This is a genomic window from Curtobacterium sp. MCPF17_011, assembly GCF_003234145.1.
In the GTDB taxonomy this organism is placed as follows: domain Bacteria; phylum Actinomycetota; class Actinomycetes; order Actinomycetales; family Microbacteriaceae; genus Curtobacterium.
This window is the reverse complement of sequence record NZ_QKSK01000011.1, coordinates 54,482-67,918: the sequence shown is the minus strand read 5'-3', so window position 1 is coordinate 67,918 and position 13,437 is coordinate 54,482. Positions and strand designations below refer to the sequence as shown.

The following is a 13,437-nucleotide window of genomic DNA, read 5'->3' as shown; positions in this document are numbered from 1 at the left end:
GCACGGGTATGGCTCACCGGCGGTCGGACTGCCGCTAGTTCCGGTGCTGGACCGGAGACTCTGCCGGATGTGTGCCGCTGTCGGCGGTGAGGTTGACCCCCAGAGAGACTCATGCGAGTTCAAGCCGACGGGTCGCCATACCCGCTTGAGGCTGCTCCGGAACAGTCACTTGGCGCCTCGTTGCCTCCTTGGCCAGTGACTTCGATCCCGAGTCCCAGCAAGCCGGACGCTTGACACGCCGCGACCCTGAGGCCTACCGTTTGAAACGCTTCAATCCCTGCACCACATTTCAAGGAGGAAATCGTGTTCAAGAACCGACCGCTGCGCCGGAAGGCACTCACGGCCCTGGCCGGGGCGGGGATCGCAGCCCTCGCCCTGAGTGCCTGTTCCTCTGGAAGTTCCGGCGCGACAGCAGACCCTAAGGCCTTCACGTTCCTGAGCATCAATGAGAACACGACGATCCCCGGCGTGCTCACGGCGTTGAGCAAGAACGAGTGCTCAGCCGAGAACAAGGCGCTGCCGCTCAAGATCAACAAGCAGGCGCAGGGCACTCTTGACCAGCAGCTTCAGTTGCTCGCCGGTCAGAACGCCCTGCCGACCGCCTTCGTGAGCGCCAACTCCCCGGACCTCACGCAGAAGCTGTTCACCTCGGGCAAGGTCGTCGACTTCGGCGCTTCCGGCAACAGCGCCGTCAGCGACAACCTCGTTCCCGCCGCACAGGACGCCGTCAAGGCACTCTACGACGACAAGACCATCGTGCTCCCGACCGAACTCAACATCGAGGGCATCTGGTACAACAAGAAGCTCCTGGCTGACAACGGCATCTCCGAGGCGCCCACCACCTGGGACGATCTCACCGCCGACATGGCGACGCTGAAGGCGGCAGGCGTACAGCCCATCTCTGACGCAGGCAAGGCCGGCGACGGCTGGGGTGTCACCCGCTGGGTCGGTGCGTACCTGTACCGGACCCTCGGACCGGATGCTCTCGCTGACGTCAAGTCCGGCAAGGCGAAGCTGACCGACCCGAAGTACGTGGCCGCTGCTGACGAGATCGCGGCTCTCGGTAAGAAGGGATACTTCGGTTCGTCCCCCAACTCGGTCGACTACGCCACGGCGCTCAACACGTTCCTCTCCGGCAAGGCCGGGTTCTACTACATGGGCTCGTGGGCGGTGTCGGCGTTCAACGACCCAAAGCAGAACAAGATCGGCACCGACAACATCGGTTTCGTCCCCTTCCCAACCGTTGCAGGCGGTAAGGGCTCCGCGGACCAGACCCCCACGAACGTCGGCACTGACATCGCCGTGTCGGCGTCGCAGTACAAGAACGCGAAGGTGAAGGCCTGGGTCGACTGCATCGGGAAGAACTACGGGACCGTCGCACTGAAGAACTTCGGTCAAATCACCGGGATCAAGGCGGACTCGAGCGTGAAGGTGCCGGCACTCACCAAGCTCACGCAGGACCAGATCGACAAGACGACTTCCAGCGTCCAGTGGTTCGAAGCGCTGTTCCCCGCCGCGGCTACCACGGCCAGCCAGAACAACGGCGGCTTGCTCGGGGCAGGCCAGCTCACCGGGTCTCAGTTCATGCAGACTGTCTCGTCGAGCCTGTCGAACTAGCACCTCCCGTCACCTGATCCGAAAGCGGAGGTCGGTCAGCACGCCGCTGGCCGACCTCCGTCGCTCATCGAAACGAGCAGTCATGAAAAGCGTCCTCGGCGATCGCCGGGCCATCGTCATCCTCCTGGGCCCTGCCCTCCTCATCTACTCCCTGGTCATGCTGGTGCCACTGCTGTGGTCGCTCGGGTACACGTTCTTCTCCGGCAGCGTCGTCGAAGGATTCACCTTCTCCGGAGTCTCCAACTTCGTCCGCCTCTTCCACGACCCGAACATCGGCCCTGCCGTTCTCTTCACCCTGAAGTACGCCGTCATCATCACCGTCGGGCAGGTCCTGTTCGGCTACCTGCTCGCGCTGCTCTACAACTTCTTCCTCAAGCGAGCCTCGGGGATCATCCGCACCCTGGTCTTCTTCCCCGTGGTGCTCCCGACGGTCGCTGTCGCGCTCCTCTTCCAGAAGCTCTTCGAGTTCGCCCCACAAACCGGCCTCGTCAACAGCATCCTCAACGCGTTCGGCATGCACTCGGTGGACTGGTTCGGCACCTCTGGGCACGCCTTCATCGTGATCGCGCTTCTGGACATCTGGCGATCGATGGGGTTCTACGGTGTGCTGCTCTACACCGGCCTCCTCGACATCCCCGAGGACGTCCTCGAATCAGCACGACTCGACGGCGCATCCGGCGTCCGACTCGTGCGCCACATCGTCTTCCCGCTGTCCCTGCCCGTGTTGGTGTCAAGCCTCATCTTCAGCGTCAACGGGACCCTCAAAGTGTTCGACTCCATCTACGCGCTCACCGGAGGCGGCCCGGGCACATCCACAACCCCGTTGACGTTGTACATGTACAGCACCTCCTTTGCCGGTGGTCAGTACGGGTACGGAGCGACGGTGGCACTCCTGCTCACGATCATGTGCCTCATCGTGACCGCGTTCATCCTCCGCGGCACCCGCTCCGACGTTGCGAAGGACTGACCATGACTGCCACCGTTGAACGCCAGGTCAGCCAAAGCACGAACACCCGCCGCCGGCGCCCGAGTCGAAGCCGCACCGCGCGGATCCTCAAGCGACTGCCCATCTACCTGATCGTGGCGATCCTGCTCGTGATCTTCGTCTACCCGTTGATCTGGCTTATCCTCGGCTCCCTCAAAACCCAGGACGAGTTCCTCAACGACCCCACATGGTCACTGCCGCGCAATTGGCTCAACTTCAGCAACTACGTCGACGCCTGGTCGTCGGTCGCGCTCTACCTGCGCAACTCGGTGCTCGCCGTGGTGCCCGCGTTGCTGATCACGATCGCGCTGGGGACGGCGGCAGGGTTCGCACTCGAAGTGATGGTCTGGAAGGGCAGAGGCCGCGTGCTCCTGCTGTTCCTTGTCGGCATCCTCATCCCCGGGCAGATGATCCTGCTGCCACTGTTCACCGTGTACTTCAAGGTCGGACTTTCGTCGAGCCTGTGGCCGCTGATCATCACCTACACCGCCACGGCGCTGCCGTTAACCGTCTTCATGATGGCGACGTACTTCCGGTCAGTCCCACGCGAAGTCTTCGAGGCCTCGACTCTCGACGGTGCCAGCATCATCCGCTCCTTCGTCTCCATCGGGTTTCCCATGATGCGAAACGCCGTGTTCACGATCGCGCTCGTTCAGTTCTTCTTCATGTGGAACGACCTCCTGATCGCCCTGACCTTCACCACCGACGAAAACCTGCGCACGGTGCAAGTGGGGCTCCTGAACTTCACCGGGCAGTTCGGTGTCGTTCAGTACGGACCGACGTTCGCCGCGATCTGCATCAACGTCTTCATCATCCTGATCCTCTACATCTTCCTCAACCAGCGGGTTATGAAGGGCCTCGCCGCGGGGAGTGTGAAGGGATGACGTCGGCCTCGATCATGATCGAACGCGTGCGCGTCGGACGAGAAGCCCCCGGCCGGACCCTCGGTGACTCGACACCGCCGATCACATGGATCCTGGTGCCCGGCGGAGCCCCGCAGGCCGCCTACGAGATACGGGTACAGCGCGCCGGCCGTTCTGAGCGGACCACCGGCCTCGTCCAGAGCACCGATTCGCAACTCATCGCTTGGCCGGACGCGCCCCTCCGCTCGCGGGAGCACGCCGTCGTCGAGGTGCGCGTGCAGTCAGAAGCAGGGGACCTGTCCAACTGGAGCGAGCCCGTGACCGTCGAAGCGTCGCTCTTGCACCGTGATGACTGGCGCGTGAACTTCGTCGTTCCGTCTCCCGATGCCGCCGTCCCAGATATCGGTGGCCGACCCGCCACGCTCCTGCGCGCCGACTTCGTCCTCCCGAGTGAGGGCGTCAGCCGTGTGCGTCTGTACTCGACCGCTCATGGCGCCTACGAACTCGAGGTGAACGGTCGCCAGCCAACCCACGAGGTGCTGGCACCCGGTTGGTCAAGCTTCAAGCACCGAATCCGTTTCCAGACGGCCATCCTCGACGAGGTCACGCGCCCCGGGGCGAACACCATCGGTGTGTGGCTGGCAGATGGCTGGTACCGGGGCCGGCTCGGTTTCAACGGCGGGCTGTGGGACAACTACGGATCCGACGCCAGCATCCTCGCGCAGCTCGAGGTTACCGACACGCATGGCAACACCACCGTTGTTCCGCTCGACTGGCGCTGGTGCCCCGCGCCGGTGACCGCGACGGCTCTGTACGACGGCGAGCAGTACGACGCTCGCCTCCTGCACGACGGTTGGAGCAGCCCCGGATTCGACAGCAGCTCATGGGCCGTGCCGCAGATTCTGCCGCTCGACCATTTCCCTGCCGCGCTCGAGCCCGCGACGGCCGGCCCAGTCGCCGTTACCGGGAGACTCACGCCCGTCGAGATGGAGGTGCGGGCGAATGGTCGCATCCGCTTCGACTTCGGTCAGAACATCGCCGGGCGGTTACGTGTCAAGTTCGCCGGGGAACGAGGATCGACCGTGTCCCTGCACCACGCTGAGGTGCTCGAAGGTGACGAACTAGCTGTGCGACCGCTCCGCTCGGCGCCCAGCGTCGACCACTACACCTTCGCGGGTATCGGTCGGGAGGAGTGGGCCCCTCGCTTCACCTATCACGGCTTCCGCTACGCAGAACTTGACGGCTGGGACGGCCCCATCGACGACTTGGATGTCGTAGCCGAGATCCTGCACACCGACATGGAGCGCACCGGCTGGTTCGACTCCTCGCATGAACTCCTCAACCGACTGCACGAGAACACCGTGTGGGGCATGCGCGGGAACTTCCTCGATCTACCGACCGACTGCCCCCAGCGTGACGAACGCCTGGGCTGGACGGGCGACATTGAGGTCTTCGCCCCTGCTGCGGCGTTCCTGCACGAGTCCGCGCCACTGCTCAGGAACTGGCTGCGGGATCTTTCCGCGGAACAATCGGCTGACGGAGCGGTTCCAAACTTCGTACCGTGGATCGAGTGCGGCTTCCCGGAAGCTCCTGCGGCTGCCTGGGGCGACGCGGCAGTGATCGTGCCCTGGACGCTCTACGAGAGAACCGGTGACGCGAGCGTCCTCGAGGACCAGTACACCAGCATGGTCGGATGGGTCGAGTACGTGGAACGACGGAGCGCCGGATCAGGCCTGTGGAATGGCGACTTCCAACTTGGGGACTGGCTCGACCCGACGGCACCGCCGGACCATCCCGGTGACGCTCGGACCGACAGTGACCTCGTCGCGACCGCGTACTTTGTCCGATCTGCGGACCTCCTCTCGAGAGCCGCTAGCGTCCTGGGACGCACCGAGGACGTCGCCCGATACAGGACGATCGCCGAGAATGCTCGGGCGGCGTTCCTGACCGAGTACGCGACCGCCTCGGGACGCCTGGTCAGTGACACACCCACTGCCTTGTCACTCGCGCTCGTCTTCAACCTGCTGCAGAGCGACGAGCAACGAACGAGAGCGGGCGACCGCCTCGTCGAGTTGGTCCGGTTCGCAAACCATCGAATCCAGACCGGATTCGTCGGCACGCCGATCATCTGTGATGCCCTCGTGCAGGCAGGAGCGGTCGACACCGCGTACGACTTGCTGCTGCAGGAGCGATTCCCGTCGTGGCTGTTCCCGGTGACCATGGGCGCGACAACGATCTGGGAACGCTGGGACAGCATGCTTCCCGACGGCCGAGTCAACCCCGGCGAAATGACCTCCTTCAACCACTACGCGCTGGGCGCTGTCGTCGACTTCATGCATCGCCGGGTCGCTGGGCTCGCACCGGCCGAGCCGGGGTACCGGAGCATCCTCGTCGAACCAGGACCAGGAGGCGGGCTGCAGTGGGCCAGCGCGCGACACCGGACCCCGTTCGGCGAAGCAGCAGTCGCTTGGTCGAGGGTGGGCGGAGCGCTGCAGGTCGAGGTGACCATCCCACCAGGATCACGAGGCATCATCCGGCTACCCGCGAACAGCTGGGTCGAGCAGACAGTCGGCCCCGGGCGACACTCCTTCCAGGTTCCGTTCCGAGCCCCAGGGGACGACCCAGCACGACCGGTGCGGGTAGACCCGCATGCTCACTCCGACCCCGATGCACCCAGCGAAGGAGCGTGAGAGACGTCCTCGCCGCCCCGCGGAACCCGTTCAATGTCAGGATGACCAGGTGACAGTGAGCATCCGTGAGGTGGGAGTGCGTGCTGGAGTCTCGATCGGCACCGTCTCGAACGTGTTGAACCACCCGGAGAAAGTCGCCCCGGACACCGTCGAGCGGGTCAGGTCCGCTATCGAAGAACTCGGCTTCGTCCGCAACGACTCAGCGCGACAGCTGCGTGCGGGCCGCAGTTCGACGGTCGGCCTCATCGTGCTGGATGGCGGGAATCCGTTCTTCACCGATCTCGCTCGCGGTGCGGAAGATGCCGCCCTCGCACACAACTTCGCCGTACTCCTCGGCAACTCGGACGAGTCCACAGAACGTGAGCGCACGTACGTCGACCTGTTCGAGGAACGGAGGGTCGCCGGTTTGCTGGTATCGCCCGCTGGTGACGACCTGACCCGCCTCGCTCGGCTCAGGGACCAGGGCACGGCCATCGTCCTCGTCGACCGCCGTGCACCAGACGGAGACTTCGCCTCGGTTTCCGTCGACGACGTCGCGGGCGGCACGGTCGCGGTCGACCACCTTCTAGCAATCGGCAGACGACGTATCGCGTATGTCGGAGGTCCCTTCGGTATCCGACAGGTCGCGGACCGACACGCGGGTGCCGTGGCGGCCGCCGCGGTCGCTGGGGTTGGGATCGAGGTGCTTCCAACTACTTCGTTGTCGGTCCTCGAGGGGCGCCGAATCGGCGAGGAGATCGAGCGCCGCCCGGCTGCGGAACGGCCGGACGCCGTGTTCGCCGCGAACGACCTCCTCGCCCTCGGGCTTGAACAGGCATTCGTCATGCGAGGTTCCGTCGCCGTACCCGACGGCATAGCCATCGTCGGTTACGACGACATCGCCTTCGCGGAGGCAGCGGTCGTCCCTCTCACTTCAGTCCGGCAGCCCGCTCGTGATCTCGGGCGGCGCGCAATCGAGCTCCTTCTCGACCAGGTGGAACACGGCCAGCGGGGCGCACTCATGCAAGTTGAGTTCACGCCCGAGCTCGTCGTCCGGCAGAGCACCATCCGCGGGCTCTAGTAAGGCGCAAACGTTGCTCGTCCGCTGACGCGGCGGTGCCCTCCGCAGGCCGCCCTCTTGCGCATCTGCGGCGATTCGGCGTACGTTATGAAACGATTCAAGTCACAAGGAAGCGACACCATGACATCACCCTCGACGTTCACTGACATCGCCGATCATCTGGTCGCACAACAGATCGAGTTGCCGAGTTGGGCGTTCGGCAACTCCGGGACACGGTTCAAGGTCTTCACAACGCCGGGAACCCCGCGCGATCCCTACGAGAAGATCGCGGACGCTGCGCAGGTCCACAAGCACACGGGGCTCGCCCCGACCGTCGCGCTGCACATCCCGTGGGACATGGTCGATGATTTCGCGGACCTCCGCCGCCACGCCGAAGAGCTTGGGGTCCGTCTCGGGACCGTCAACTCGAACACCTTCCAGGACGACGACTACAAGTTCGGTGCCCTGACGCACGTGGACGAGGCAATCCGACAGAAGGCGATCGACCACCACTTCCGGTGCATCGACGTCATGCACGAGACACAGAGCCGAGACCTGAAGATCTGGCTCGCTGAGGGCTCGAACTACCCGGGCCAGGAAGACATGCGCTCCCGCCAGGATCGCCTGCAGGACAGTCTCAGCACGATCTACGACCGTCTCGGCGCGGACCAGCGCCTGGTGCTGGAGTACAAGTTCTTCGAGCCGTCGTTCTACCACACGGACGTCCCGGACTGGGGGACGAGCTATGTGCAGACGGCGGCGCTCGGTGACAAGGCGATGGTCTGCCTTGACACCGGTCACCACGCCCCCGGCACGAACATCGAGTTCATCGTCATGCAGCTACTGCGGCTTGGCAAGCTCGGTAGCTTCGACTTCAACTCCCGCTTCTACGCGGACGACGACCTCATCGTCGGGGCCGCTGACCCGTTCCAGTTGTTCCGGATCTTGGTCGAGGTCATCCGTGGCGGCGGCTACGACAACCCTGATGTGGCGTTCATGCTCGACCAGTGCCACAACATCGAGGACAAGATCGCCGGGCAGATCCGTTCGGTGCTGAACGTCCAGGAGATGACGGCCCGCGCGCTGCTCCTCGACCGCGTCGCGCTGACCGCCGCGCAGGAGGCGCACGACGTCCTCGGTGCGAACGAGATTTTCATGGACGCGTACCAGACCGACGTCCGGGCAGACCTGGCCGCGTGGCGCGAAACCCGCGGTCTGCCCGCGAACCCGATGCACGCGTACCTGGAGTCGGGCTACCAGCAGTCAATCACCGCGGACCGTGTCGGCGGCGTCCAGGCTGGCTGGGGTGCCTGAGCACATGACGATGAAGGATCAGGAGACTCGGGTGGACTCGGCGGAGCAGCTGATGGATGCAGACACCACGATCAGTGCCCTCCTCGGGCGTTCGAACGCGCTCGGTGCGGACCCTCGGGTCACGAACTACGCGGGCGGGAACACCTCCGCCAAGGGCGTCGGCACCGATCCCGTCACAGGTGAACCGGTCGAGCTGCTCTGGGTGAAAGGTTCCGGGGGCGACCTCGGCACCCTGACCCCGGTGGGACTCGCAGTTCTGCGCCTTGACCGCGTTCGTGCGCTGCAGGACGTGTACCCGGGCGTTGAGCGCGAAGACGAGATGGTCGCAGCGTTCGACTACACACTGCACGGCAAGGGTGGTGCCGCGCCGTCGATCGACACCGCGATGCATGCCCTCGTCGATGCCCCGCACGTCGACCACCTCCACCCGGACGCAGGCATCGCGATCGCCACGGCTGCGGATGGCCAAGCGCTGACGAAGCGCATCTTCGGCGAGCAGGTCGTGTGGGTTCCGTGGCGTCGCCCTGGCTTCCAGCTCGGCCTGGACATCGCCGCGATCAAGCGAGAGAACCCGCAGGCGATCGGCACGATCCTGGGCGGACACGGCATCACAGCCTGGGGGGCAACGAGCGACGAGGTCGAGGCGAACTCACGATGGATCATCGACACCGCTGAGCGTTACATCGTGGAGCACGGTGAGGCGGAGCCCTTCGGGAGCACGCGACCCGGGTACGAGGCGCTCCGGATGGACGAGCGACACCAGCGTGCCGCCGTCCTCGCTCCGACGATCCGCGGCATCGCCGGGCACGACAAGCCAGTTGTCGGCCACTTCACCGACAGCGACGTCGTGCTCGACTTCCTCGCAAGCGAACGCGCCGAGGAGCTTGCCGCACTCGGCACGAGCTGCCCTGACCACTTCCTCCGCACCAAGGTGAAGCCACTGATCCTCGACCTGCCGGCATCGGCGCCGATCGAGGAGCAGATCGAACGCCTGAAGACACTGCACGAGCGGTACCGGACGGACTACCAGGCGTACTACGACCGTCATGCTGACGGAACGAGCCCGGCGATCCGCGGCGCCGATCCCCTCATCGTGCTCATCCCCGGCGTCGGCATGTTCTCGTACGGCAAGGACGCGCAGACCGCCCGCGTTGCCGGCGAGTTCTACGTCAACGCCATCAACGTGATGCGCGGCGCCGAGTCACTCAGTACCTACACCCCGATTGAGGAAGCCGAGAAGTTCCGGATCGAGTATTGGGCCCTCGAAGAAGCCAAACTCCAGCGGATGCCAGCACCGAAGAAACTGGCAGCCCGCATCGCACTCGTCACCGGCGCAGCGAGCGGCATCGGCAAGGCGATTGCGAAGCGTCTTGCCGCCGAGGGTGCTGCCGTCGTCATCGCCGACCTCGACCTGGCGAAGGCGAAGGAGGCAGCCGCAGAGATCGGAGGTGACGACCTCGCCATCGGTGTCGCGGCGAACGTCACCGACGCGGGCGCGATCGATCGGGCGATCCAGCAAACGCTCCTGCACTTCGGCGGCCTCGATCTCATTGTGAACAACGCCGGGCTGTCCTTGTCCAAATCCTTGCTCGAGACCACCGAGCAGGATTGGGACCTGCAGCACGACGTCATGGCCAAGGGTTCGTTCCTGGTGTCGAAGGCCGCCGCGAAGGTGCTCATCGAGCAGGGGCTCGGTGGAGACATCGTCTACATCTCGTCGAAGAACTCCGTCTTCGCCGGCCCGAACAACATCGCCTATTCCGCCACGAAGGCCGACCAGGCGCACCAGGTTCGTCTGCTCGCCGCCGAGCTCGGCGAACACGGTGTCCGCGTCAACGGCATCAACCCCGACGGTGTCGTGCGCGGCTCTGGCATCTTCGCGAGCGGCTGGGGTGCCAACCGAGCGAAGACCTACGGCATCGAGGAACAGGACCTCGGCAAGTTCTACGCCCGGCGCACGATCCTCAAGCGAGAGGTCGTGCCCGAGAACGTCGCGAACGCTGTTTACGCCATCTGCACCGACGACTTCTCGCACACGACCGGGCTGCACATTCCCGTCGACGCCGGTGTCGCCGCCGCGTTCCTGCGGTAGGGAAGGACCATGACCACCAGCGGCAGCGTCGCCGCGGTCGACCTCGGAGCGACAAGCGGCCGCGTGATCGTCGGGCGCGTCGACCGCGACGGTGTGCGCATGGAGCACATCGCTCGGTTCCCGAACGGCCCGACCGCGCTCTGGGAGCAAGACTGTCCGCGCCTGCACTGGGACGTGGTCGAGCTGTACCGGCAGGCCGCGGCAGGCCTCCGTAACGCTTTCATCAGGCATCCCGAGCTCGCCAGCATCGGCATCGACTCGTGGGCGGTCGACTACGGCCTGCTCCGCGAGGGGCGCCTCCTCGGTCTGCCGACCCATTACCGTGACGAGCGGCACAAGCACGGGATCGCGCCGGTCCACGCGAACATCGGCGCGGCGGAGCTGTACACCCGGAACGGCCTCCAGCAGTTGCCGTTCAACACCGTGTTCCAGTTCGCGGCCGATCCGTTGCTGCGAATCGCGCAGCGGGCGTTGCTCATCCCCGATCTGCTCGGTTACTGGCTCACTGGTGCCGAGGGAGCCGAACGCACCAACGCATCGACGACCGGACTGCTGAACGCGAGTACCCGTGAATGGGATCCAACGTTAACCGCAGCAGCGGGCCTCCCGACGGGGATGTTGCCCACCCTCCGCAACCCCGGTGAACAGCTCGGCCCCCTGTTGCCCTCCGTCGCAGATGTCGTCGGTGGCGAGGTGCCGGTCACGCTGGTCGGATCGCATGACACGGCAAGTGCCGTCGTCGCAGTCCCTGCGTCCGACTCGGACTTCGCCTACATCTCGTCGGGCACGTGGTCACTCGTCGGCGTCGAACTCGAGACGCCGGTACTGACCGACGCGGCCCGTGCGGCGAACTGCACGAACGAGGGCGGCGTTGACGGGCGGGTCCGGTTCCTGAAGAACGTGTCGGGGATGTGGCTGCTGTCCGAGAGTATCCGGACCTGGAAAGGCGACGGCGCAGTCATCAACCTCGATGCCCTGCTGGCCGCGGCGGCAGCCGTCGCTGGTCCCGTCCCTGTCTTCGACGTCGCGGACGAGTCGTTCTCTCCACCCGGGGACATGCCGGCGCGCATCGCCACCTGGTGTAAGGCGCGTGGGCTCAGGGCCCCCACGACGCGAGCAGAGATCGTCCGGTCCATCCTCGAATCACTCGCGATGGCATACGCCGACACCCTGCGGACCATCGCCGAGGTCACCGGAAAGGACATCCGTGTTGTGCACATCGTCGGCGGTGGATCGCAGAACCGATTGCTCTGTCAGCTGACCGCCGACCGTACCGGTTTGCCAGTCATCGCCGGGCCCGTCGAGGCCACTGCGCTCGGCAACATCCTGGTCCAGGCTCGGACCGCTGGCCTCGCCGGCCTCGGAGGAGCTTCATTGGAGGCGCTCCGCGGCACCGTTGTACAGAGCGCCGAGCCCGTGCAGTACGTACCGGCGACATCGCTGCGCGCCGATCCTGATCGATCCACTGCGAGGAGCAACTCATGACCACCACCGACGATCAGCGGCGGATCGACCCCGCTACTGGAGCACCTGCCGCCTCAGCCGGTTCCGCTTCCGGCACCCGTGTCCGTGTGAAGCGGCAGCTGCCCACCGTGCGAGACCTCACGCCGCTCATGCAGTTCAAGAAGCCGGACCTGAATGCGAGACGTCGCCGGCTGGACTCAGCCCTCACGATCTGGGATCTCCGCGCCATCGCCGCTCGGCGCACCCCGAAGGCTGCATTCGACTACACCGAGGGCGCAGCCGAGGCGGAGATCTCGCTCGCCCGGGCTCGTCAGGCGTTCGAGGACATCGAGTTCACGCCAGCGATCCTGCGTGACGTCTCCACCGTCGACACTTCGCGCGATGTGCTCGGCGCACCCGTTTCGTACCCGTTCGGCATCGCCCCGACGGGCTTCACGCGGATGATGCAGACCGAGGGGGAGCGCGCCGGTGCCCGTGCGGCTGGGCGTGCGGGTATCCCCTTCGCGTTGTCCACGATGGGCACCACCGCAATCGAGGACGTCCGCGACGCAAACCCTCATGGGCGCAATTGGTTCCAGCTCTATATGTGGAAGGACCGCGACAAGTCGATGGCACTGGTTTCCCGCGCTGAGAAAGCCGGCTTCGACACACTGCTCGTCACCGTGGACGTCCCCGTCGCCGGTGCCCGACTGCGGGACAAGCGGAACGGTTTCTCGATCCCGCCGCAGCTCGGTGCGAAGACGATCATCAACGCGATCCCCCGGCCCTGGTGGTGGTTCGATTTCCTGACCACCGAGCCACTGGCCTTCGCGTCGCTCGACCGTTGGTCTGGCACCGTCGGTGAACTGCTCGACCACATGTTCGACCCGACCGTCACCTACGAGGACCTGTCGTGGATCCGCGACCAGTGGAAGGGCAAGATAGTCGTGAAGGGCGTGCAGTCCCTGGCAGACGCGAAGCGTCTGGCCGACATGGGCGTGGACGGGATCACGCTGTCGAACCACGGTGGCCGGCAGCTCGACCGGGCACCCGTCCCGTTCCACCTGCTGCCTCAAGTGGTCAAGGAAGTCGGCAGGGACACCGAGGTTCATCTCGACACGGGCATCATGTCCGGCGCCGACATCGTCGCCGCCGTGGCACTGGGCGCGCGCTTCACGATGGTCGGCCGCGCGTACCTGTACGGGCTGATGGCGGGCGGCGAGGCCGGCGTCGATCGAATGATCCAGATCCTGTCCGAGCAGATCGAACGCACCATGCGGCTGCTCGGGGTTGCGTCGCTCGACGAGCTCAACCCCGGGCATGTGATTCAACTCCAGCGCCTCACGCCGATGCCACGGTAGAGCGAGGGGCTCCCCTTCCCGTCGGGGCTCGGC

Annotated in this window: 9 protein-coding genes; all 9 read left to right on the top strand. The window is 65.4% G+C overall.

Annotated features, from left to right (window positions below; translation table 11 throughout):
* The first annotated feature begins 303 nt into the window (after nucleotides 1-303).
* The 9 genes from DEJ25_RS13570 to DEJ25_RS13530 all read left to right on the top strand — a co-directional run bounded on the left by DEJ25_RS13570 (nucleotide 304) and on the right by DEJ25_RS13530 (nucleotide 13,404).
* On the top strand, nucleotides 304-1,617 hold the full coding sequence (locus DEJ25_RS13570; RefSeq protein ID WP_258366505.1) for an ABC transporter substrate-binding protein: 1,314 nt from the start codon (nucleotides 304-306) through the stop codon (nucleotides 1,615-1,617).
* Nucleotides 1,618-1,699: 82 nt separating this feature from the next.
* Nucleotides 1,700-2,584, top strand: coding sequence for a carbohydrate ABC transporter permease (locus DEJ25_RS13565; RefSeq protein ID WP_111045012.1), 885 nt, complete (start codon nucleotides 1,700-1,702; stop codon nucleotides 2,582-2,584).
* A 2-nt stretch (nucleotides 2,585-2,586) separates the two neighbouring features.
* Nucleotides 2,587-3,486 carry a carbohydrate ABC transporter permease gene (locus tag DEJ25_RS13560; RefSeq protein WP_111045011.1) on the top strand — a complete coding sequence of 300 codons (900 nt, stop codon included), beginning with the start codon at nucleotides 2,587-2,589 and terminating at the stop codon, nucleotides 3,484-3,486.
* Nucleotides 3,483-6,155: an alpha-L-rhamnosidase gene (locus DEJ25_RS13555; RefSeq protein WP_111045010.1), complete on the top strand. Its 2,673-nt coding sequence runs from the start codon at nucleotides 3,483-3,485 to the stop codon at nucleotides 6,153-6,155. Before DEJ25_RS13560 ends, DEJ25_RS13555 begins: the two co-directional genes overlap by 4 nt.
* Nucleotides 6,156-6,204: 49 nt before the next feature.
* Nucleotides 6,205-7,215: a LacI family DNA-binding transcriptional regulator gene (locus DEJ25_RS13550; protein ID WP_220033223.1), complete on the top strand. Its 1,011-nt coding sequence runs from the start codon at nucleotides 6,205-6,207 to the stop codon at nucleotides 7,213-7,215.
* Nucleotides 7,216-7,335: 120 nt separating this feature from the next.
* Nucleotides 7,336-8,508 (top strand): L-rhamnose isomerase, encoded by a 1,173-nt coding sequence (gene rhaI, locus DEJ25_RS13545; protein ID WP_111045009.1) that lies wholly within the window; start codon nucleotides 7,336-7,338, stop codon nucleotides 8,506-8,508.
* A gap of 52 nt (nucleotides 8,509-8,560) precedes the next feature.
* Nucleotides 8,561-10,600: a bifunctional aldolase/short-chain dehydrogenase gene (locus DEJ25_RS13540; RefSeq protein WP_111045043.1), complete on the top strand. Its 2,040-nt coding sequence runs from the start codon at nucleotides 8,561-8,563 to the stop codon at nucleotides 10,598-10,600.
* A 9-nt stretch (nucleotides 10,601-10,609) separates the two neighbouring features.
* Entirely contained in the window at nucleotides 10,610-12,085 is a 1,476-nt protein-coding gene (locus tag DEJ25_RS13535; RefSeq protein ID WP_111045008.1) for a rhamnulokinase family protein, read from the top strand.
* A 128-nt stretch (nucleotides 12,086-12,213) separates the two neighbouring features.
* On the top strand, nucleotides 12,214-13,404 hold the full coding sequence (locus tag DEJ25_RS13530) for an alpha-hydroxy acid oxidase (RefSeq protein ID WP_111045042.1): 1,191 nt from the start codon (nucleotides 12,214-12,216) through the stop codon (nucleotides 13,402-13,404).
* Nucleotides 13,405-13,437: the final 33 nt, after the last annotated feature.

Bases quoted from the DNA above. Each gene is read 5' to 3' on its own strand.
- DEJ25_RS13565 (WP_111045012.1), top strand. From the start codon at position 1,700: ATGAAAAGCGTCCTCGGCGATCGCCGGGCCATCGTCATCCTCCTGGGC.
- DEJ25_RS13560 (WP_111045011.1), top strand. From the start codon at position 2,587: ATGACTGCCACCGTTGAACGCCAGGTCAGCCAAAGCACGAACACCCGC.
- DEJ25_RS13555 (WP_111045010.1), top strand. From the start codon at position 3,483: ATGACGTCGGCCTCGATCATGATCGAACGCGTGCGCGTCGGACGAGAA.
- rhaI (WP_111045009.1), top strand. From the start codon at position 7,336: ATGACATCACCCTCGACGTTCACTGACATCGCCGATCATCTGGTCGCA.
- DEJ25_RS13540 (WP_111045043.1), top strand. From the start codon at position 8,561: ATGGATGCAGACACCACGATCAGTGCCCTCCTCGGGCGTTCGAACGCG.
- DEJ25_RS13535 (WP_111045008.1), top strand. From the start codon at position 10,610: ATGACCACCAGCGGCAGCGTCGCCGCGGTCGACCTCGGAGCGACAAGC.
- DEJ25_RS13530 (WP_111045042.1), top strand. From the start codon at position 12,214: ATGCAGTTCAAGAAGCCGGACCTGAATGCGAGACGTCGCCGGCTGGAC.